The sequence below is a fragment of the Alteromonas sp. AWJ4_197 genome, assembly GCF_056160285.1.
This window is the reverse complement of record NZ_JBSWWW010000005.1, coordinates 25,882-46,599: the sequence shown is the minus strand read 5'-3', so window position 1 is coordinate 46,599 and position 20,718 is coordinate 25,882. Positions and strand designations below refer to the sequence as shown.

The window sequence follows — 20,718 nt, the reverse complement described above, 5'->3', positions numbered from 1 at the left end:
CATAGGCAAAACGGAACACATCACGCCCATTGGCGTATTAAACTTTTTTATGACTTAGTTCAAACTGAAGGACCATTGACAACAGTGAAATGCACAAAATGCTTGAATTTTTCAATTAGTTGCCGATAAATTTGACATGAACTTGCAGATTGCTCAACTGTTTTCGGCGAATGCCACAGCCGCACCGGTTAACACCGAGGCTGGTGCATTGCGTTCAGACACCTTGCAGCAGCTATCTGCAGTAGCCATAACCCGTTTACCCGGTCCGCTTATTCAGTTAACCGGAAACGCCCTCCCTCAGGAGGGACTTGTCGTAAAAGATCCCGGTCTCAGCACATCTCAGCCTCAGGTTTCCCTGGCCAGAACATCAGTCAGTCAGATGACATTATTTGAACTTCTGCCTGTGAAGCACAGTGCAGTACTGACACAGGCTGACACACAAAGACTGGTTACAGCTCTGGCAGAAGGGCTGGCACAGTCGCAGCAACTCAGCCTTGTCAAAAATAATGCTGCCTTATCTCTGGGCGCCATAGTTGAGCAGGCGTCCCCCAAACAACTGACACTCAGGTTACAGTTACCCGGCGCACCAGTGATTAAACTGGATTTACCGGCAACCCAACACGGTGCCACTGAGGCCGGCGATAAATTTTCGTTAAAAATAACGCCTTCAACTGACAACAGGCTGTCAGGATGGCAAATTACCTTAACGCCACAAGGGAAAGGCTCTGCCCAGCCTGCTCAAAGTGTGAATGTACCGGCACCGGCGCCGGTAGTAAAACTGGCTCTGGCAAAAGCGCTGGTCAGTGAAGGGCTCAGCATTGAGGGGAAATTGCAGGGGGCTCTGCAACGTTCATTGCATTTACCCGATGGACCATCAGGCAGTACGGGAAGAGAAACATTACAAACCCTGAATGTCAGCATGCGCGGAACGCAACTATCAGCGACGGGCACCCAAACACGCCCCCTTGCTATGGTCAATTTGCCACTTGCTTTAGCGACATCTGCAAGCAATACTCTGCAGGCTCTTCCGCCGGTCCCGCTTAAACTGGCAGACATTGCAAGCCGGAAAGGGTTGCCGGTATTGCATATCCAACCGCCACCGGATCTGGCGGCTCCGGTAGCCGGTCAGCAAATATCAGGCGCGACATCTAATAATATAAAAGATGTCCTTTCTGCAGGGCCGCTGAACCTGCCGCCCGAACAGCTTAGCCGCGTCAGTGAAAATATCCGTCAGCTTTCACGGCAACTTCTCGCAGAAACAGGTTCTACATCAGAAGCACTGACTAAACTGGTTTCTATCCTTACCAAAGCGTCTCCGGGAACGGCTGCCGGTACAAGGGATTTAATGAGTGCTTTATCCGCTCAGATAGCCGCTTCACTTCCTGTTATAAAAACTGCCGCGGGAACTGACAATATTCAACATGCCGTTACCGTTCAAACAGAGACTGGCATTCCGTCTCAGGATACGGCGCAGTCGATTAAACAGCTGTTGCAGACACCCGCCCTGGTCACAACGCCAACGAATATTCTTAATCCGCCATCACAATCCGGTTTCGTGAATGCCCTTATCACACTATTACAAATCAGTTTTGCAGGCCGTGCTGTTCGAAATCAGCCCGACCTTGCAAAAGCGCTGGATAAAGCTGAATCGGTAATAGTCAGAAGTGGAGCTTCCAACGGCGGGGGTAGTCCGCCATCAAAAACTGCCGGCGATATGGCGCAAATCGACAGCAGAACCCATTTGCTCGATCATGTTAAGTCACTGCTCGCTAATCATCAGCAACAAAAACTCCAGAGTGCAGAAGCCCGGTTGCAGGGTCAGGACACCTTGTATTATGTGTTGCCTGTAGCCGGTGATGAGCAGCCACCTCCCGAACTGTTTCTTCGTGTCGAAGAACGGGACGCGCGGGAAGAGCAGGCAAAGTCGTCCGCACAGAGAATATGGCATCTGACCATGAAACTCAGTGCAGGCGAGTATGGAGAGCTGCTGGCAAAAACTAAAATTGATAAGGACGTTATTCATATCAATGTATACACATCGACAGATGCACTGTTGATAAAGGTTATGGACACCATGCCATGGCTGTTAAAGCGGTTAAAAGGCTTGGGTCTTGAGGTTGAACAGCACAGTTGTCAACGGGGAAAAATACCGCCGTCACTCAAAGATACGCCCTATCAACTGTTCGAGACACTGGTATGAGTGACAAAACACGTAAAGCGATTGGCTTGAGATACAACAGTGGCGAAGCCGGAGCAAAACCAAAAGTCGTGTCAAAAGGGTACGGTGAACTGGCCGGTGAAATCATTCGGGCCGCTGAAGATGCAGGCATTCTTATTCACGAAGATCCCTACCTTTCTGACTTGCTGGCAACATTAGATCTCGGGCAGGAAATCCCGGAATCTCTGTATTATGTAATTGCAGAATTGATTGCCTGGTCCTATGTGCTCCAGGGCAAAATGCCGGAAGGCTGGGAGAACAGCGGGCAGCTACCGCAACGGGTATAAGTTGGTAAATGCCTCATTAACATTTCTACCGTCTTTTTGCTCAGACAGAATACTTCTTTTTCCAATCACATTTCTTGTTATTTATAAAAAAAGCCAGCTTTTCAGCTGGCTTCAAATTTGATTTTCAGTTTCATGCGCAGCCTTTCAAAGGATGCAGGACATAAATCTTACAATGTTTCTTCTGACTCGCCTTCGGCTTCTTCAGGCTTCACTGTTTTTTGAGCCAATAACTCTGCGCGCAGCTTAGTTTCGATGTCATTCGCAATATCAGGGTTATCTTTCAGGAACGCCATTACGTTCGCTTTACCCTGACCAATACGGTCACCGTTGTAGCTATACCAGGCACCGGCTTTATCAACCAGCTTCTGCTTCACACCAAGGTCAATAAGTTCAGCTTCCTTACTGATACCCTCGCCGTAACGAATCATGAATTCCGCCTGCTTAAACGGTGGTGCAACTTTGTTCTTCACCACTTTCACACGGGTTTCGTTACCAACAACCTCATCACCTTCTTTAACCGCACCGATACGACGAATATCCAGACGCACAGAGGCATAGAATTTCAACGCGTTACCACCTGTTGTGGTTTCAGGGTTACCGAACATAACACCAATCTTCATACGGATCTGGTTGATGAAGATACACAGCGTATTCGATTTCTTGATGTTAGCGGTAAGCTTACGCAGTGCCTGAGACATCAGACGTGCCTGAAGACCCACGTGAGAATCACCCATCTCACCTTCAATCTCTGCTTTCGGTGTTAACGCAGCTACCGAGTCAACAATTACTACGTCGACTGCACCGGAACGAACAAGCATGTCACAGATTTCCAGCGCCTGCTCACCGGTATCAGGCTGAGAGACCAGCAGGTCGTCAATGTTTACGCCCAGCTTTCTTGCATAGACAGGATCCAGTGCGTGTTCAGCATCAACGAATGCACAAGTTTTGCCTTTCTTTTGCGCTTCAGCGATAACTTGCAGTGTCAGAGTTGTTTTACCTGATGACTCAGGACCGTAGATTTCAACAACACGCCCGCAAGGTAAACCGCCTATTCCAAGTGCAATATCGATACTAAGTGAACCGGTAGAAATGGCTTCGATATCATGCGCCTGATTGTCACCCAGACGCATAATGGCACCTTTACCAAATTGCTTTTCAATTTGGCCAAGAGCGGCGGAAAGAGCTTTGTTTTTGTTGTCGTCCACGATATTATCCTCAAGATAATGACTGTCCGGTAGTTACCCTGTCGTTTTACGCTGCCACTTTTACTTCTGTTATTCTTTAACTTCCGCAAAATATGATTCGGTCAGCGCTTCAGTAACTCACGAAACGAAATTCGAATGTTGAATGCATTTTATACTGTATAAGCATACAGTCAAGTAAGATTTCACAATTAGTCTGTCAAATCCCGTTTTATTCAGCAACCAGTCGTTGGTACAGATAAGAAATCGCATGGGCGATGGCCTGTTCCCGCACGGTTAACCGGTCACCGGAAAATACGTGACGCTGCGTGATGAGTTCACCGTCTATCATAAAGCCAAACCAAACTGTACCCACCGGCTTTTCCGCCGAACCGCCGCCAGGCCCTGCAATACCACTCACCGACACGCCAACCTGCGCACCACTCTCCTGAACAACACCCTGCACCATTTCAGCTACAGTTTGTTCCGACACCGCGCCAAATTCCGCAAGCGTTTCAGCTTTCACCCCAATAAGTGATTGCTTAGCCTCATTTGAATAAGTGACCCATGATTGATTGAACCAGTCAGAACTACCGGAAACAGAAGTTAATACGTAAGCAATTCCACCACCGGTACAGGACTCAGCACAGGATACATGCCAGTTCCGCCGGCAAAGCACATCTCCGGTGGCGACCACCTGTTTAAGTAACGCACTGTCTTGTGAAACAGTTGAAAAATCTGCGCTCATACGAATAATACTCACCAATGAATTAATTCCGTTGTACCATTTTACACATTTAGCAAACTGTAAAGACAGAAAGTTGGCCTGATGAAAGCTTTGTAGTGAAGTACGCTGATGGTAGGGGGAGCGTAACTGCATTTGAAACACGCCGTAAACCCATCCCTGGGGGCTCGGCTGCCGCATCCATGCGGCAGACGGTTTCAAATGCAATTACGCCCCCCGACCGCGCGCCCTTCACAACTAGCAACATCGCGCCAGAATAAACAAAGAGGTTTTCTTGGAATCACATACGCCGATGATGCGCCAGTATCTGGCCATAAAAGCACAACATCCTGATATTTTACTGTTTTACCGGATGGGAGACTTTTATGAACTCTTCTATGACGATGCCAAAAAGGCCGCACACCTGCTGGATATTTCATTAACAGCCAGAGGCAAATCCGGCGGTGAACCCATTCCTATGGCGGGAGTGCCTTATCACGCGGTGGAAGGTTACCTGGCGCGCCTGGTAAAAATGGGCGAATCGGTGGCGATTTGTGAGCAGGTTGGCGATCCTGCCACCAGCAAAGGGCCGGTAGAACGTCAGGTTCAGCGTATTGTCACCCCGGGCACAGTCACCGATGAGGCATTATTAGAAGAGCGCCGTGATAACCTGCTTGCTGCAGTGTGCGGTCACAGTATGCAGTACGGCGTTGCCACCCTCGATATCAGCAGCGGGCGTTTTCTGGTGGCTGAATGTGACAGCGACGAACAATTGCTGGCCGAGTTGCAACGTCTTAATCCTGCGGAACTGCTTTATCCGGAAGGATTCGAAGGTTTATCTCTTATTGAAAAACGAAAAGGTTTACGTCGCCGTCCCGAATGGGAGTTTGATACGCAAACGGCAACAGAGCAACTCAATCAGCAATTCGGCACCAAATCACTGGATGGTTTCGGGATCAACGGCTTAGATAAAGCCACCGGCGCAGCCGGCTGTGTACTGCAATACGTTAAAGATACCCAACGTACTGCCCTGCCCCATATTCGCAGTATTCATCGTGAACAGCAGGAAACACGTATTCAGCTAGATGCAGCCACGCGAAGAAACCTGGAATTAACCGCCAATTTATCAGGTAGTCAGGAAAATACCCTGTTCAGCGTGCTGGATTCTACCGCCACCCCCATGGGCAGCAGGCTTCTTCAGCGTTATTTGCACGCCCCCATTACCGATCATTATGAGCTCACCCGACGCCAGCAGGCCATCGGCAAACTGATTGAACAGGGCCATGAAGATATCGCAGATACACTAAAACGCATTGGTGACATAGAACGTATCATGGCGCGGTTAGCCCTGCGTTCGGCCCGTCCCAGGGATTTCTCCCGTTTACGCAATGCATTTAACGAATTGCCCGGACTACTCGACCAGTTATCCTCTCTTGAGGACCCGTTATGTGCAGATCTGGCCAATGCTGTGAGCACCTATCCTGAATTACAAAGCCTGTTAAATCAGGCTATCGTAGATAACCCTCCGGTTGTCATCCGCGATGGTGGTGTTATCGCTGAAGGTTTTAATGAAGAGCTTGATGAATTGCGGGCGCTGTCAAGGGGAGCCACGGACTACCTGGATGCTCTGGAGGTCAGAGAACGGGAGCGTACCGGCGTCTCTACACTGAAAGTGGGCTATAACAAAGTGCATGGCTTTTTTATCGAATTAAGCCGCGCGAATAGTGGCGCTGCCCCGGCAGATTATATCCGCCGTCAAACGTTGAAGAACACCGAGCGTTACATTACGCCTGAGCTGAAAGAACATGAAGATAAAGTACTGACCAGTCAGGGCCGGGCGCTGGCTCTGGAAAAGCAACTTTATGAAGGATTATTCGATGCCTTCCAGCCTCAGCTTACTAAGCTGATAAACACAGCGGAAGCACTGGCTAAACTGGATGTGATTCAGTGTTTTGCCGACCGGGCGACCGCGCTCGACTTACATTGCCCTACCCTCACAGATAACCGTGAAATCACTTATGAAGCCGGTCGGCACCCTGTGGTTGAGCAGGTCATGACGGACCCGTTTATTGCCAACCCGGTAACACTGGACACCAAACAGCGCATGCTTGTTATTACCGGTCCGAACATGGGCGGTAAATCAACGTACATGCGTCAGACCGCTCTGATTGTACTGATGGCATACCTTGGGTGTTACGTACCTGCAGAAAATGCAAAAATCGGCCGTGTGGATCGTATTTTCACACGTATTGGTGCATCAGATGACCTGGCGTCAGGGCGTTCTACCTTCATGGTGGAAATGACCGAGACCGCCAATATTTTGCATAATGCCACTGAGCACTCGCTGGTATTAATGGATGAAATCGGGCGCGGCACCAGTACATACGATGGCTTATCTCTCGCCTGGGCATGTGCCTGCTTCCTGGCAAGGGAGATTAATGCTTATACCTTGTTTGCCACCCATTATTTTGAACTGACACAATTAGCTGATTCTGAAGAAGGCGTGGTCAATGTGCATTTAGATGCCGTAGAGCACGACGATACCATCCGCTTTATGCATACTGTAGAAACCGGTGCGGCCAGCAAAAGCTATGGCTTACAGGTTGCCCAGCTTGCCGGCGTTCCCCGCCCGGTAATCAATGCTGCCCGGGCTAAATTACATGAACTGGAAAACCGGGCACCACAGGAAGACGCCCCGGCCATAAAGGAAACAAAAACGTCGTCAGATTCCGGTGCTCCCACGACCAGAGCCGGACAATCGGAAATGCACTTTACCGATATGCCTGACCCGCTGCGGGATGCACTGAATAATTTGTCTCCCGATGAGCTTTCTCCCAGGCAGGCACTGGATTTAATTTATACGCTAAAACGGCTAAGTCAGGCGTGATACTTAAGGCTTTATTAACTTACCTGAAATAAACCCGCCAGACCAGCAGGCAAACAGATTGTTTGCCTGCTACTCTTTCGCTATAATATTGCGCCGTCCAAGTGCTGAATCCCGTTTTGCCAACTCTCAGCACATTAGCCATACAATCCAAAGCCTTAGGTTTCGCATGACAAATTATATTTTCGTCACCGGTGGTGTCGTATCATCGCTTGGTAAAGGTATTGCTGCCGCGTCGTTAGCAGCCATTCTTGAAGCGCGTGGTCTCACCGTTACGATGTTAAAACTGGATCCGTATATCAACGTTGATCCAGGCACAATGAGCCCAATTCAACACGGGGAAGTGTTTGTCACGGATGATGGCGCAGAAACCGATTTAGATTTAGGTCACTACGAGCGTTTTATCCGCACCCGTATGACCAAGCGTAATAACTTCACCACTGGCCGGGTTTACGAAGAAGTATTACGCCGTGAAAGACGTGGTGACTATTTAGGTGCAACCATCCAGGTCATCCCGCACATCACCAACGAAATTAAGCGTCGCGTTATCGACGGTGCAGAAGGTCACGATGTGGCAATTGTTGAAGTAGGCGGTACAGTAGGTGATATTGAATCACAACCGTTCCTGGAAGCTATCCGCCAGTTAGGTACAGAAGTCGGCCGCGAGCGCGCCATGTTCATGCACCTGACGCTGGTACCTTACATGCCGGCTTCCGGCGAAGTAAAAACTAAGCCTACTCAGCACTCTGTTAAAGAGCTGCGTTCTATCGGTATTCAACCGGACATCCTGGTTTGCCGTTCTGTTGGCGCCCTGCCGGCTACCGAGCGCTCTAAGATTGCCCTGTTCACTAACGTGGCAGATAAAGCCGTTATCTCACTGAAAGACGTAGACAGCATCTACCGTATCCCGGCTGCGCTTAAAGCACAGGGTATGGACCAGCTGGTTGTTGACCGTTTCCGTCTGGATTGCAAAGAAGCCGATCTGACCGAATGGGAACAGGTACTTTATGCAGAGTCTAACCCTACTGCAGAAGTGAATATCGGTATGGTGGGCAAATATGTTGAACTGCCTGACGCGTACAAATCTGTCAATGAAGCATTAAAACATGCTGGTCTGAAAAACCGCCTGACAGTGAATATTCACTATGTCGATTCTCAGGACGTTGAAACAAAAGGTACACAAATTTTAGAACACCTGGATGCTATCTTAGTACCCGGCGGTTTCGGCGAGCGCGGTATCGAAGGCAAAATTGCAGCAGCACGCTATGCCCGCGAGAATAAAGTCCCTTATCTGGGTATTTGTCTGGGTATGCAGGTTGCTTTAATTGAATTTGCCCGCAATGTAGCTGGTATGGAAAACGCAAACAGCACCGAATTCGATCCCAAAACACCGTTCCCGGTTGTTGGCCTGATCACCGAATGGCTGGATGCAGACGGCTCTACCGAACAGCGTGATGCCTCTTCAGATTTAGGCGGCACCATGCGTTTAGGCAGCCAGCTTTGTCACCTGATCCCGGGCAGCAAAGTCTGTGAAACCTACGGCAGCGAAGAGATTTACGAACGTCACCGTCACCGTTACGAAGTAAATAATAACCTTCGTGACCAGATTGAAGCTGCGGGCTTGAAAGTAAGTGGTTTGTCCACCGACAAACGCCTTGTAGAAGTGATCGAAATCCCTGACCATCCATGGTTTGTTGCCGGTCAGTTCCACCCTGAGTTTACTTCTACGCCCCGTGATGGCCACCCGCTGTTTAAAGGATTTGTAGAAGCTGCCGGGAAATACCAGAAAGAAAATCACTGATTCTAAAAAGCAGAAGGCTTACTCCCGTTGCCTTTTGCACAAACGTTGAGGAAATAAAATGGCGAAGATTGCTCGCATTGTAGGACGCGAAATCCTGGACTCTCGTGGTAACCCCACTGTAGAGGCAGACGTTTACCTTGATTCAGGCGCAATGGGTCGTGCCGCTGCACCATCCGGTGCATCAACTGGTTCACGTGAAGCACTGGAACTGCGTGACGGTGATAAAAGCCGTTACCTGGGCAAAGGCGTAGAAAAAGCCGTTGCTGCAGTAAACGACATCATTGCTCCGGCGCTGGCTGGCATGGATCCACTGGCACAAACTGACGTTGATAACAAAATGTTAGAGCTGGACGGTACAGAGAACAAAGAAAAGCTGGGTGCAAATGCGATCCTGGCGGTTTCTCTGGCTGTTGCCAAAGCGGCTGCAATTGAAAAAGGCGTTGCACTTTACGAGCACATCGCTGACTTAAACGGTACGTCAGGTCAGTACTCTATGCCTGTACCTATGATGAACATCATCAACGGTGGTGAGCACGCTGACAACAACGTAGACATTCAGGAATTCATGGTTCAGCCAGTTGGTGCCAAGAGCTTCAAAGAAGCCCTGCGCATGGGTGCGGAAATTTTCCATAACCTGAAAAAAGTACTGTCTGCTAAAGGCCTGAACACAGCAGTAGGTGACGAAGGTGGTTTTGCACCTAACCTGAGCTCTAACGCTGAAGCGCTGGCTGTTATTGTAGAAGCCGTTGAAAAAGCGGGCTACAAAATGAACGAAGACATCACGCTGGCACTGGACTGTGCGGCGTCGGAATTCTACAAAGACGGCAAATATGTCCTGTCTGGTGAAGACAAATCTTTTGACTCAGAAACCTTTGGTGACTACCTGGCTGAACTGGCTGAACAGTACCCTATCGTTTCTATCGAAGACGGTCTGGACGAGAGTGACTGGGACGGTTGGGCAAGCCTGACTAAGAAGATTGGTGACAAAGTACAACTGGTTGGTGACGACCTGTTTGTGACTAACACCAAAATCCTGTCCCGTGGTATTGAGAATGGTATCGGTAACTCCATCCTGATTAAATTCAACCAGATCGGTTCACTGACCGAAACCCTGAATGCAATCAAGATGGCGAAAGATGCAGGTTTTACTGCGGTTATCTCTCACCGTTCAGGTGAAACCGAAGATGCGACTATCGCAGACCTGGCGGTTGGTACTGCAGCGGGTCAAATTAAGACCGGTTCTCTGTGCCGTTCTGACCGTGTTGCCAAGTACAACCAGTTACTGCGTATCGAGCAGGCACTGGGCGACAAAGCGGTTTATCCGGGTCGCAGCGCAATCAAAGGTCAATAATGACTATGAACGGGTAGCGCTGGCTACCCGTTCTTTTTAATGCTACTTTACTGATATTCTTCATAATCCTTTGTAGCCATGTCGTCAGGTTCTCACACGTCGTCCAGTCAGACTGATATTTTTGCTGCCACCGGCGCAACCGACGATTCTCCGGTCTTCACAGAAATTTGTAATGCCCTGTACGAGCGCGAGTTGCTGGTGCTTTCACAAGCGTCCGCTGCGCAGATATCCTACCTCCAACGCAGACTGGCCGCACTTCCGCACCGGATCCAACGGGCAGCCCACTATCTGGCAAACCGCAAAACACCGCTTGCAGTAGACAGTCACAACGGTACCTGGCAATGTAAACAGGCACCTAAATGTCCAGCCCATAAAATTACGCCGGAGGACACGCAAACCTGGTATACAGGCCATGCAGCCTATGGTTTACCCGTACCGGTAAGATTACTTCGCTTTGATGAAGAGCATATCGAGCTGGACTCTATTGACCGTGTCCAGCCTGAGAATGAAATGGTGCACACCAATAAATATGGCTGGTTTACCTTTGATGGTGTAAGTCAGGCCAACAATACAGACACCGACTATACGTTACTGAAACCCACTAAAGCTGTGATGGCTGCCGCATGCTGCGGACACCGCTGGAATCACAAAGGCAGACTGGCCCCACGCACACTCTCATTAAGAGAATTATTGCTTTCCACCACGGTAAAGTGGAAAAAATTCACCTTAAATACCTGACCAACCAAACAGAGTTAGGATAAATATAACCAATTATTATATTCATGATGGCAAAGAAAGGTTGACCTGTGGCCCCTGTATGGTTACATTGTCGGCTATCAATTGGATGCCCGTGAAATTCGCATAATTATGCAACATTTTTTACTTTCTCTTCTACTCCTTATGGCAGCAAGACTGCACGGGTAGAATGCATCCAGTAAGAGGAATTACAATAAACCCGTGCATCGCACGGGTTTTTTTTTACTAATTATCACCACGAGTACAAGCCATGACGAATCAGGTAAAAATCTTTGATACCACGTTACGCGACGGCGAGCAGGCACTGCCCGCCAGTTTAAGTGCCAAAGAAAAATTGCAGATCGCTCTGGCCCTCGAACGTCTGGGCGTAGACATCATCGAAGCGGGTTTCCCGGTATCTTCCCCGGGTGATTTTAAATCCGTGCAGATGATTGCCCGGGAAGTGAAAAACAGTGTGGTTTGCGGTTTATCCCGAGCCCTTGAAAAAGACATCGATGCATGCGGCCAGGCGCTGAGTGTCGCTGAACAATTCCGTATCCATACCTTTATCGCCACATCTGAAATTCATGTTGGTGCCAAACTCAGAAAATCTCAGGACGAAGTCGTTGATATGGCAGTAGCTGCAGTAAAGCATGCCCGCCGCTACACCGATGATGTAGAATTTTCCTGTGAAGATGCCGGCCGTACCCACATCGATTATCTTTGCCGTATGGTTGAAGCCGCCATCAATGCCGGTGCCACTACCGTAAATATTCCGGATACCGTGGGTTATACAACACCCACCGAGTTCGGCGGCATCATCGGCAACCTGTTTAACCGCGTACCGAATATCGATAAAGCCACGATTTCCGTGCACTGTCACAACGATTTAGGTCTGGCGGTTGCCAACTCGCTGGCGGCTGTCGAGCAAGGTGCACGTCAGGTAGAATGTACCATTAACGGTATCGGTGAGCGTGCAGGAAACTGTTCACTGGAAGAAATCGCGATGATACTGCAAACCCGCGAAGCCATGCTGGGCATGCAAACCAACATCAATTCCACTGAAATTTTCCGTACCTCCAAGCTGGTCAGCCAGTTGTGTAATATGCCGGTTCAGTCGAACAAAGCCATTGTGGGCGCGAATGCCTTCAGTCACTCCTCAGGTATCCACCAGGACGGTGTATTAAAAGCGCAAAATACCTATGAAATCATGACACCGGAAAGTGTGGGTATTAACAAAAACAACCTGAACCTGACATCACGCTCCGGTCGTCACGTTATCAAGCACCGTTTGACAGAGTTGGGCTACAAGGCGGAAGACTACGACCTGGAAACGGTTTACACCGCATTCCTTGCGCTGGCCGATAAGAAAGGTCAGGTTTACGACTATGATTTGGAAGCCTTGCTGTTTTTCGATCAGCAAAAACACGAAGACGCGTATTACCAGCTGTCTTATCTGCAGGCCAACTCTGGCCGGGAAATCATTCCCAGTGCCACTGTACGTTTACAGGTCGGCAGCGAAACCGTTACCAAAACAGCCATCGGTAACGGTCCGGTGGATGCCGCCTTTAATGCCATTATTTCTATTCTGGGCCATGAAGACCTGGAAGTGGTGGACTTCAAACTGGACTCGAAAGGTGAAGGTGCTGACGCCCTTGCCCAGGTCGGTGTTATCGCCGAGTACAAAGGCCGCCGTTTCCACGGTATCGGCCTGGCCACAGACATTGTCGAAGCCGGGGTTAAAGCCCTTATCTTCGTACTGAACAATACACATGTTGCTGACCAGATTGATCAGCAAAAGATTCAACAAGAACGCGTTGCAGGAGTATAAATGAGCGAATTCAATATTGCCGTACTCGCCGGAGACGGTATCGGCCCGGAAGTCATGCAGGAAGCCAACAAGGTCCTGGATGCCGTTGAGAGCAAATTCAAAGTGACTTTCAACCGGACCGCGTATCCGGTCGGTGGCTATGCCATTGATACTGAAGGTGAAGCATTACCGCCAGCCACTCTGCAAGGTTGTGAACAGGCCGACGCGATTTTATTCGGCTCAATCGGTGGACCAAAATGGGATTCCCTGCCACTGGAACAACGCCCTGAACGCGCAGCACTGTTAACCCTTCGCAGTCATTTCGATTTATTCAGTAACCTGCGTCCTGCCAAAATTTATCCGGGTCTTGAGAACTTATCCCCGCTGCGTGCAGACATTGCTGCCAGCGGTGTGGATGTACTGGTTGTCCGCGAGCTGACCAGCGGTATCTATTTCGGTCAGCCCAAAGGCCGTGACGGCGAAGGTGAAGAAGAATACGCCTTTGATACTATGCGCTACTCCAAACGGGAAATTCGCAGAATCGCGGTATCAGCCTTCGAAGCTGCGCAAAAGCGCCGTGGCAAAGTTACCTCGGTAGATAAAGCCAACGTACTGGTATGCAGCCGTTTGTGGCGCGAAGTCACTGAAGAAGTCGCCAAAGACTATCCTGATGTGGAACTTGAGCACATCTATATTGATAACGCGACCATGCAGGTGATGAAAAACCCGGCCCAGTTCGACGTGATGTTATGCTCTAACCTGTTCGGCGACATCATTTCAGACGAATGCGCCATGATGACCGGTTCTATGGGCCTGCTGGCATCAGCCAGTATGAACGAAGAAGGCTTTGGCTTATACGAGCCGGCCGGTGGTTCAGCACCGGATATTGCCGGCCAGGGTATTGCTAACCCTATCGCTCAGGTGCTGTCAGCAGCCATGATGTTGCGTTTCAGCTTAAACCTGCAAGATGCTGCAGACGCTATCGAAAAAGCGGTTGTAGCCACGTTAGAAGCCGGTGTATTAACCGGTGAATTGTTACCTGAGAATAAACGCGCACAAGCGTCCACCACGGCTCAGGTCGGCGATGAAATTGTCAAACAGATTTTAAATCAGGAGTAACAGACCGTCATGGCCAAGACCTTATATGACAAAGTCTGGGAAGCACACGTTGTAGACCAGATTGGCGAAGACAGCTTATTGTATATCGATCGTCACCTGATCCACGAAGTGACTTCGCCTCAGGCCTTCGCAGGTTTGAATGAAAAAGGCCGCAAAGTGCGTCGACCTGACCGTACATTCGGCACCATGGATCACAGTATCTCTACCCGCTCGCTGGCCATTGACGCCTGCGGTCCGCAAAATGCGTTACAGTTGCAAACGCTGGCGAAAAACTGTGAAGAACACGGCGTTAAGCTCTTCCCTGTTGGTCACCAGAAGCAGGGTATTGTTCACGTAATGGGTCCTGAACTGGGCCTGATCCTGCCCGGCGTTACCGCAGTATGTGGTGACTCGCATACCGCAACCCATGGCGCATTCGGGGCTTTAGCATTCGGTATCGGTACATCTCAGGTTGAGCATGTACTCGCCACACAAACTCTGAAGCAAAGTAAAGCGAAAAGCATGCTGATTAATGTGCACGGTAAATTACCGGTGGGCATTACGGCAAAAGATATCATTCTGGCCATTATCGGCAAAATCGGACACGCCGGCGCTACCGGTTATGTTATCGAGTACGCCGGTGAAGCCATCCGCTCTCTGACCATGGAAGAGCGCATGACTATCTGTAACATGAGTATCGAAGCCGGAGCGAAAGCCGGTATGGTTGCCCCGGATGAGACCACATTTAACTACGTGAAAGGCCGTGAATATGCACCCTCCGGCGGAGCGTGGGATGACGCCGTTGCATACTGGAAAACACTGTACAGTGAAGATGGCGCGAAATTCGACAGCGTTGTTGAATTAAATGCCGCTGATATCGCACCACAGGTCACCTGGGGCACTAACCCGGGTCAGGTAATTGGTGTGGATACACCGGTACCTGCAGCTGACTCCTTCAGCGATGCGGTAGAGAAAGAGAGCGCGAGAAAAGCCCTGTCATACATGGGCTTATCTGCAGGCGACAAGCTGGAAGATGTGGCCATCAGTCATGTATTTATCGGCTCTTGTACCAATGGTCGTATTGAAGACATGCGTGCTGCTGCATTCATCGCCAAACAGGGCAAAGTCGCTGACAACGTCACCGCGATTGTTGTGCCGGGATCCGGTGCGGTTAAACGTCAGGCGGAAGCAGAAGGTCTGGATAAAATCTTTACCGATGCAGGGTTCGAGTGGCGTTTGCCGGGTTGTTCGATGTGTCTGGGCATGAATGATGACATTCTTCAGGCCGGTGACCGTTGTGCTTCAACCAGTAACCGTAACTTCGAAGGCCGTCAGGGCCGCGGTGCCCGCACTCACCTGGTGAGCCCTGCGATGGCAGCTGCCGCTGCATTAAAAGGCCGTTTCGCCGATGTCAGAGAATTTCAGGAGTAAGTCATGAGTCAAGGTTTTACTACACACACCGGCCGCGCCTGCCCCCTTGATCAGGCTAACGTCGATACGGATCAGATCATCCCGAAACAGTTCCTTACTGGCGTAACACGCAGCGGATACGGTAAACATTTGTTCCACGACTGGCGCTATCTGGACTTACATGAAAAAGAACCCAATCCTGATTTCGTGTTAAATAAACCGGAACACGCCGGCGCAAGTATACTGATGTCGCGGGAAAATTTTGGTTGTGGTTCCAGCCGGGAACACGCGCCATGGGCACTGGCAGATTTTGGTTTTGATGCCGTTATCGCCACATCCTTCGCTGACATTTTCTACGGCAACTGCATTAACAACCAGTTGCTGCCGGTAGCGCTGACATCCGCGCAAATGGATAAGCTGTTTGCCATTGTCAAAACCAAACCGGAAACCGCTGTGGAAATCGATTTGCCGGCACAAACAGTGAAAGCAGGCGATGCAGTATTTAGCTTTGATATACTTGCACACCACAAAAACAATCTGATCAAAGGCTTAGATGCTATTGGTCAGACGCTGGAACTGACAGAGACCATCGAATCATACGAAAGTAGACAACCAGTCTGGCTTTAATTTTTTCGATATCAACTATACTCAAAGGGCGATGCATCAGCATCGCCCTTTTTTTCGGCCCCGGCTTCTGCTCAGGTAACATTGCATGCTAAAAAACGTGACTATTGATGAACTCATTCCGGGTATGTACGTCAATCAGGTTTTAGAACAAACCGGACAATTACGCGTGCGCTCCAGCGGCGTGGTGAAATCACCGGTATCCATCGGTAAGCTGAAGGAAATGGGGATCACCGTGGTAGAAGTCGACTTTGCCAGAAGTCAGTTGCCGGAAGCAGCAATGGTCAGTGACCAGGTGCCCGCCCCTTCACCTGCCACACAGTCGAATTCAGACGCTCTGAATGCCGCCAGCGTACTTTATGAAGAAGCCGTGAGCTTACAGCAGTCTTTCATCACTTCGCTCAACAAGGGCGCTCCTAATGATTTCTCGCAGGCATCAGACCTGTCATCCAGCATCATTGATGCAGTTTTCGATAATCAGGATGCCATGTCCTGCCTGACAATGATAAAGAATTCAGATCAATACCTGCTTGAACATTCGATTAACTGTTCCATCCTGATGGCTATGTTTGCCCAGCATCTTGGTTATGATCGGGATACGATTGATGAAGCTTGTATGGGCGCATTGCTTATGGACGTGGGTATGTCGCAGATCCCACAGGAACTGAGGCATAAAAATGGAAAACTGAGTCAGGCCGACTGGGATGTGGTGAAAAGCCATGTTGATATTGGCGTGGAACTGGTAGAGCAAGGGGAACAAATTTCAGATTTGGCATTGTCGGTTATATCTCAACACCACGAACGGGAAGACGGTTCCGGCTACCCGAAAGCACTGAAGAGTGACACCATCTCCCCCCTGTCAAAAATGGCGGCTATTGTGGACTGTTACGATGCGATGATTTCCAACCGCCCTCACAAAGACAGCATTACACCGGCCCTTGCGCTGAAAAGGCTGGCTAAAGATCCGTCTCTTGACAGCGTGTTAGTTAAACAGTTCGTGCAGTGTGTCGGTGTTCACCCCGTGGGCTCGCTGGTAAAACTGAAAAGCGGGAGACTGGGGATCATCAGTAAACAAAATCCCGACGATCTCACCTCACCGGTGGTAATGACTTTCTACAGCATTACCGGAGGTCACTTCAGTGAAATTAAACGCATTGATTTGCTTACTGTCGACGATGAAATTGAGTCAGGTGTCCGCCCTGATGATTTTGGCATTAATCTGCCGAAATTTTTCAAAGATGTATTTATCAGCCAGGTGCCAGGCTGAAACCCGGTCACCAGTCTGTTAACGCCGCCATAGAAAACTCTTTGTTTTCGAAACTCAGAATAACCCGCTGAGCTTCAATTTTCACTATTTGCACCTTGTCATCAATCCAGTCCCCTTCCCCGAGTTGTTTGCCGTTCACTCTGACCCAGCGGTCAGACGGACGACTGGCATACATATGCGCATTAAACGCCATACCCGGTAAACGGGTAAGCATTCTGACAGGAAGTTGATCGACACGGGGTAAATCGTCACGCACGGTGATCTGTGTTTCAGGCTCATCTTCGGTAGCCTTATTGTCCAAATCTTCAATGGCCTTGTTAAACCGTGCCATAAGCTCCGGTGACACATTCACATCGCTTTCCTGCGGCGCATTGATGATTTCACCGCCTAAATCTGAGGCCTGCGCAGCAGTATCATTCCCTGCGCCATCTCTGTTCACCGGATTGGCGGACACAGTATTTTGCTGCCCGGTTGCGCTCTGGTTTGGGATTGCGCTTATTTCACGCTGACTCCCTGCGGTGGCATCAGGAACTGGGTTTAATTCATTTGTATTAATTACCGGGCTGCTATCCACTGCGGCAATATTGTTACCGGCTGGCACCACAGCCTCTCCGGTAGATTTCAGGTTTGTGCTGTCTTTAGGTGTTGTTCCCGGTATCTCCTGTCCGTTTCCGCGCTCATCGCCGGCGGACACGATATTTACCGTATCAGGCCACCACGCAGGGTAACTGCCGATGGCACCACCTGTAATCAGTCCGGCCAGAATGACACCGGCAAAAGACACTGCCTGTCTGGTATACACTTTCCACAACGACGGCATTCCCTGCACAGTGGGAAGGAACAAGCTGCGGTTAAATTGATCTGACAACCCGGCATCAAACTTACTGACACTGGTGTCGTGTTCTCCCCTGAGCAGCGCCTGCGTTTGCGTGCGGTGATGCACCGGCTTTTCAATTTCAACGGCTTGAGCAGGGTCAACTTCAACTTCCTGCACTCCCATTTCCGCCAGGCCCTGTACCATGGCGTCACTGGATACCAGACCACTTTTGCGAATTTTAACCGGCCCGTTCTGCTCAGTGATGCGAATAATCACCATACCGGGTTTCAGCTCTCCAATTTTAATGAGGTCAGACATACAACCTCCCGAGGCCAAAGCCAGTCACCACAGCAATCACAAACAACAATATCATCAGCCATTTACGCTGACTTTGAATACGCTGGCTCACCACATCTTCGCCAAGTATTTGTTCTGCTGCGGCAAGGAATACAGGCTTCTTTACTACTGCATGCTGTTTGGTGAATGACAGGGTCAGCGCGCGGTCACAAAGCAAGTTAATCACTCTGGGAATACCGCCAGTGATTTGGTGAATGGCTTTTATCGTCGAAGGGCTGAAAATGCTCACGTCCCCCTTTGCCACACTTAAGCGGTGTGCTACGTAAGAAGAGACTTCCGGTGCGGTGAGCGGTAACAAATGATAACGGGCGGTAATACGCTGAGCCAGCTGCCGTAATTCGTTTCGCTTCAGTAACTGTTGTAATTCAGGCTGTCCTATTAACACCACCTTCAGCAGTTTCTCACGGTTGGTTTCCAGATTGGTCAGTAAACGCAGCTGTTCCAGCACTTCAGGCATCAGATGCTGGGCTTCATCAATCATCAGTACCGTATTCATGCCGGCCTGATGATTGTCAGCCAGCTTCGCCAGAATACGATCAGTGAAATATTTCAGACTGGCCTTGTCCACATCATAGGGAATGCCCAGCTCGTCGCAGACGGTAGCCAGCAGTTCCAGAGCAGACAACGTGGGATTTAGAATCATTGCTACCTGGGTATTGTCAGGTAATTGCTGCAACAATCTCCGGGATACCGTGGTTTTCCCGGTGCCAACCTCGCCGGTCAGCATCACAAAACCGCCGCTTTCGCGCAGGCCAAAGGTTAAATGTGCCAGTGCCTCTTTGTGGCGCGGGCTCATATATAAATAATCGGGGTTTGGCGCTATGGAAAACGGGTTGTCCGTCAGTCCAAAATAATTCAGATACATGTGTTTGAGAGAGTTAGCAATTCACCGCGACTAAACTAACCGGCCCGGGTGAATAAGTCAAAATCAAAGCCTTTCGATAAACAAAAAGCCTCTTAGTTCAGGCATAATGAAACAAAACAAACAGCGTGATGGTTTTATGGATGTTTATTTAGTGGGCGGCGCAGTACGGGATGAATTACTCGGACGTCCGGTAACAGAGCGGGACTGGGTAGTAACAGGTGCCACACCACAAGAGATGCTCAGTAAAGGCTATGAACAGGTCGGGAAAGACTTCCCGGTGTTCCTGCATCCGAAAACCAAAGAAGAATATGCCCTTGCCCGCACGGAAAGAAAATCCGGCAGCGGTTACACCGGTTTTGTTTGTTACGCTGCACCTGACGTGACACTTGAGCAGGATTTGATCCGTCGGGATCTCACCGTAAATGCTATCGCCAGAGACAAAGACGGCAATCTGATTGACCCTTACCAGGGCGTTGAAGATATCGAATCCCGCACATTGCGGCATGTGTCTGAAGCCTTTAGTGAGGATCCCCTGCGGGTATTCCGTGTTGCCCGTTTTGCAGCAAGGTATGCTTATCTCGGGTTTACCGTAGCGGATGAAACCGCTTCGCTCATGCGCTCCATGGCTGACAGTGGCGAACTTGCCCATCTTACGGCTGAGCGTGTATGGAAGGAGACTATTCGTGCGTTGGGAGAAATGAATCCTGAAGTCTATTTTCAGGTGCTTGAAAACGCTGATGCACTTGGTTTCTGGTTTTTGGAACTCATCCCGTCCCGGGCAAACAGTGACTTACGACTTCAGCGGGCAGCTGCGGCGCAATGCAGTGACGACATTCGCTGGGCACTGCTATTTGCAGACGTTTCACCGGAACAAACAGAGAAGTTGTGTGAGCGGATAAAAGCACCCAACAAATACACCGGACTGGCGATCCTGATCAGCCGTTTCAGCAAGAACTTTACCGCATCAAACCAGGCAGAAGACTGGCTTGCCCTGTGTAATCAGTGCGACGCCTGGCGTAAACCGGAACGCTTCACTGACTTTATTACAGCATGCTCACTGATAACGGCCCCCTCAGATATGGTCAATGATTTAGCAACGGCACTGAATGAAGCGGTCAGCAAGGCTGGCAAGCTGAGCGCCAAAGCCTTTGTTGAACAGGGCCTGCGGGGACCGCAAATTGGCGAAGCCATGGATCAGGCCCGTATGGAAATTATTGCGGAGTACCTGCCGGCAAATCAGTCCTCATAGCCAGTCATAAGATATCTGGTTAACGATTAATATCAGTCTA

At 49.8% G+C, this 20,718-nt stretch carries 16 protein-coding genes; 12 read left to right on the top strand and 4 right to left on the bottom strand.

Annotated elements, in window-relative coordinates; all coding sequences use genetic code 11:
* Window positions 1–136 precede the first annotated feature (136 nt).
* Both ACXAGC_RS11845 and ACXAGC_RS11840 read left to right on the top strand, forming a co-directional pair.
* Window positions 137–2,200: a hypothetical protein gene (locus tag ACXAGC_RS11845; RefSeq protein ID WP_474844575.1), complete on the top strand. Its 2,064-nt coding sequence runs from the start codon at window positions 137–139 to the stop codon at window positions 2,198–2,200.
* Window positions 2,197–2,505 (top strand): EscU/YscU/HrcU family type III secretion system export apparatus switch protein, encoded by a 309-nt coding sequence (locus ACXAGC_RS11840; protein WP_474844574.1) that lies wholly within the window; start codon window positions 2,197–2,199, stop codon window positions 2,503–2,505. Before ACXAGC_RS11845 ends, ACXAGC_RS11840 begins: the two co-directional genes overlap by 4 nt.
* A 167-nt stretch (window positions 2,506–2,672) precedes the next feature.
* Here ACXAGC_RS11840 and recA read toward each other — a convergent pair whose 3' ends face one another.
* A complete protein-coding gene (recA, locus tag ACXAGC_RS11835; protein WP_474844573.1) occupies window positions 2,673–3,710 on the bottom strand; it encodes a recombinase RecA in 1,038 nt (345 codons plus the stop codon).
* 208 nt (window positions 3,711–3,918) lie between these two features.
* The gene (locus tag ACXAGC_RS11830; RefSeq protein WP_474844841.1) at window positions 3,919–4,434 is read right to left on the bottom strand and encodes a CinA family protein; all 516 of its coding nucleotides are present in this window, start codon (window positions 4,432–4,434) and stop codon (window positions 3,919–3,921) included.
* Between the two features lie 289 nt (window positions 4,435–4,723).
* Between ACXAGC_RS11830 and mutS the strand changes: the two genes are divergently transcribed.
* The 9 genes from mutS (at window position 4,724) to ACXAGC_RS11785 (ending at window position 17,390) form a co-directional block, all read left to right on the top strand.
* A complete protein-coding gene (gene mutS / locus ACXAGC_RS11825; RefSeq protein ID WP_474844840.1) occupies window positions 4,724–7,297 on the top strand; it encodes a DNA mismatch repair protein MutS in 2,574 nt (857 codons plus the stop codon).
* A 166-nt stretch (window positions 7,298–7,463) separates the two neighbouring features.
* Window positions 7,464–9,095 carry a CTP synthase gene (locus ACXAGC_RS11820; RefSeq protein WP_303574471.1) on the top strand — a complete coding sequence of 544 codons (1,632 nt, stop codon included), beginning with the start codon at window positions 7,464–7,466 and terminating at the stop codon, window positions 9,093–9,095.
* Between the two features lie 58 nt (window positions 9,096–9,153).
* Window positions 9,154–10,446 carry a phosphopyruvate hydratase gene (eno, locus tag ACXAGC_RS11815; RefSeq protein ID WP_119500443.1) on the top strand — a complete coding sequence of 431 codons (1,293 nt, stop codon included), beginning with the start codon at window positions 9,154–9,156 and terminating at the stop codon, window positions 10,444–10,446.
* Between the two features lie 78 nt (window positions 10,447–10,524).
* Entirely contained in the window at window positions 10,525–11,184 is a 660-nt protein-coding gene (locus ACXAGC_RS11810; protein ID WP_474844572.1) for a hypothetical protein, read from the top strand.
* Between the two features lie 268 nt (window positions 11,185–11,452).
* Complete coding sequence (leuA, locus tag ACXAGC_RS11805) at window positions 11,453–13,012, top strand: 2-isopropylmalate synthase (protein ID WP_119500442.1); 1,560 nt, start codon at window positions 11,453–11,455, stop codon at window positions 13,010–13,012.
* Window positions 13,013–14,110 (top strand): 3-isopropylmalate dehydrogenase, encoded by a 1,098-nt coding sequence (gene leuB, locus ACXAGC_RS11800; RefSeq protein WP_474844571.1) that lies wholly within the window; start codon window positions 13,013–13,015, stop codon window positions 14,108–14,110.
* A gap of 9 nt (window positions 14,111–14,119) precedes the next feature.
* On the top strand, window positions 14,120–15,520 hold the full coding sequence (leuC, locus tag ACXAGC_RS11795) for a 3-isopropylmalate dehydratase large subunit (protein WP_474844570.1): 1,401 nt from the start codon (window positions 14,120–14,122) through the stop codon (window positions 15,518–15,520).
* A 3-nt stretch (window positions 15,521–15,523) separates the two neighbouring features.
* Complete coding sequence (leuD, locus tag ACXAGC_RS11790) at window positions 15,524–16,126, top strand: 3-isopropylmalate dehydratase small subunit (protein WP_474844569.1); 603 nt, start codon at window positions 15,524–15,526, stop codon at window positions 16,124–16,126.
* 85 nt (window positions 16,127–16,211) lie between these two features.
* The gene (locus tag ACXAGC_RS11785; protein WP_474844568.1) at window positions 16,212–17,390 is read left to right on the top strand and encodes an HD-GYP domain-containing protein; all 1,179 of its coding nucleotides are present in this window, start codon (window positions 16,212–16,214) and stop codon (window positions 17,388–17,390) included.
* 7 nt (window positions 17,391–17,397) lie between these two features.
* Here the strand turns inward: ACXAGC_RS11785 and ACXAGC_RS11780 are convergent, their stop codons facing one another.
* A complete protein-coding gene (locus tag ACXAGC_RS11780) occupies window positions 17,398–18,525 on the bottom strand; it encodes a general secretion pathway protein GspB (RefSeq protein WP_474844567.1) in 1,128 nt (375 codons plus the stop codon).
* The gene (locus ACXAGC_RS11775; RefSeq protein WP_474844566.1) at window positions 18,518–19,429 is read right to left on the bottom strand and encodes an ExeA family protein; all 912 of its coding nucleotides are present in this window, start codon (window positions 19,427–19,429) and stop codon (window positions 18,518–18,520) included. The genes ACXAGC_RS11780 and ACXAGC_RS11775 overlap by 8 nt, the downstream gene beginning before the upstream one ends.
* A 136-nt stretch (window positions 19,430–19,565) precedes the next feature.
* Between ACXAGC_RS11775 and ACXAGC_RS11770 the strand changes: the two genes are divergently transcribed.
* Window positions 19,566–20,678, top strand: a complete 1,113-nt coding sequence (locus ACXAGC_RS11770) for a tRNA nucleotidyltransferase/poly(A) polymerase-related protein (protein WP_474844839.1) — start codon at window positions 19,566–19,568, stop codon at window positions 20,676–20,678.
* Window positions 20,679–20,718: the final 40 nt, after the last annotated feature.